This window comes from Humidesulfovibrio sp. (assembly GCF_030689645.1).
Lineage (GTDB): Bacteria > Desulfobacterota > Desulfovibrionia > Desulfovibrionales > Desulfovibrionaceae > Humidesulfovibrio.
The window spans coordinates 1-1,405 of sequence record NZ_JAUYFU010000045.1 but is presented as its reverse complement, the minus strand read 5'-3'; the positions used below and the strand labels follow the sequence as shown (position 1 = coordinate 1,405).

At 42.3% G+C, this 1,405-nt stretch carries 3 protein-coding genes and 1 pseudogene; 2 read left to right on the top strand and 2 right to left on the bottom strand.

What is annotated here, in order from left to right; genetic code table 11:
- A pseudogene (locus tag Q8O35_RS06730) lies at positions 1-288 on the top strand (DUF4438 domain-containing protein); the annotation flags it as partial.
- Between the two features lie 34 nt (positions 289-322).
- On the opposite strand, the gene Q8O35_RS06725 reads toward Q8O35_RS06730, so the two are convergent.
- The gene (locus Q8O35_RS06725) at positions 323-784 is read right to left on the bottom strand and encodes a hypothetical protein (RefSeq protein WP_305571876.1); all 462 of its coding nucleotides are present in this window, start codon (positions 782-784) and stop codon (positions 323-325) included.
- A 10-nt stretch (positions 785-794) separates the two neighbouring features.
- On the bottom strand, positions 795-1,073 hold the full coding sequence (locus Q8O35_RS06720; protein WP_305571875.1) for a hypothetical protein: 279 nt from the start codon (positions 1,071-1,073) through the stop codon (positions 795-797).
- A 133-nt stretch (positions 1,074-1,206) separates the two neighbouring features.
- Here Q8O35_RS06720 and Q8O35_RS06715 point away from each other — a divergent pair.
- The coding region (locus Q8O35_RS06715; RefSeq protein ID WP_305571874.1) for a response regulator at positions 1,207-1,405 on the top strand (199 nt) is incomplete at its 3' end.

The following is a 1,405-nucleotide window of genomic DNA, read 5'->3' as shown; positions in this document are numbered from 1 at the left end:
TCTTCGACGATGATGTCGGGAGATTATGATATCATGACCCGCGATCCACAGACGTTAAAGGAGTTTAATCTTGATCAACTGCGCTTTGGGGATATCGTATTTATCGAGGATCATACCAACAATCACGGTCCGGACTATTTGAAGGGTTCCGGTACGGTGGGTGTTATTATTCATGGGGATAGTTATATTGCGGGGCATGGTCCGGGGGTTACGGTGTTGATGACAAGTCGTTCTTCAATTTTGAAGCCCAAACTCGATCCCCATGCAAATTTAGTAAATTATTTCTAATAAAAAACCGTCAGCTTGCGCTGGCGGTTCATTATTATGGGAGTAATTCCTTTATTTTATTAAGTAACACGTTGATTTCTTTTAGAACTCCGTTTCGATATTCTTGGATTTCAATTACTTGATTGTAAATTGCTACGATTTCTTCGGTTTCCTTCTTTTCGATTAACTCTTTAAGTCCGATGGTCAGTTCACGAATATCGCCTTGCGTTGCTTTTAACAAGGCGGCTTTTTCTTTGAGCTGTTCAGTCAGGGCTTTGAGTTCCAACTTTACAGAGTCTTCCAATGTTTGTCCGCTTTCCTTAAGTTCGATCAGTTGTTCGCGGATGGAAAGTCTCAGACGTTTGTTTTCAGTTCCTAATTCTTGGTTATCCAGGCGATTCTTGCGCATTTCCATAACGGCCGAACGCCATGGCCGTTGGGTTTCTAGAGCCGATACCGGCAGTACGGCGAGTAACAGTAACATTACTGCCAACATTGTTGTCCATAGTTTTTTCATGGTTTTCCTCCTAAGGTTGCGAAATTTCTTCGTCACGGATTTCGTCGAGTGAGTTGAAGACCGTAACGAGCTGGTCGATGACATTGAGTAATGAGTCGACTTGAACGCCGCTTTCTTCATCCACGACCAGATCTTCGTCGATGTCATCCAAAGAATCAACCGTTGATTCCAATCGGTCGATTTGTTCGATCAGTTCATCGGCTTCAACATTGGTCGAATCATCCTTGCGCCATCGCCCGCACCCGACTAGCAGTAACGCTATCAGGATCAGTATCATCGTTTTTTGCATAAGTTTCCTTCTTTCTGAGTTCATTATAGTCGTTGTGTTGGGATTTTTCATCGGACAAATATAGGCAAATCTGTGGCAGTTATTTATTTTTTAAGGAAATTGTGGTTCACTATAGTTGTTTGGAGGGTTGTATATGAGCAAGAGGATTTATATTGCGGATGATGATGCCAATATTCGTTTTATCATTGGCAGTTTTCTTAAAAATGAAGGTTATCAGGTGGAGGAGTTTGAGAGCGGTGATGCTTTATATGAGCGCTTTTTGGCTGTGCCTTGCGATTTGATCATATTGGATATCATGATGGAAGGTCGCGATGGGTTGACGATTTGTGCAA

Bases quoted from the DNA above. Each gene is read 5' to 3' on its own strand.
- Q8O35_RS06725 (WP_305571876.1), bottom strand. From the start codon at position 784: ATGAAAAAACTATGGACAACAATGTTGGCAGTAATGTTACTGTTACTC.
- Q8O35_RS06720 (WP_305571875.1), bottom strand. From the start codon at position 1,073: ATGCAAAAAACGATGATACTGATCCTGATAGCGTTACTGCTAGTCGGG.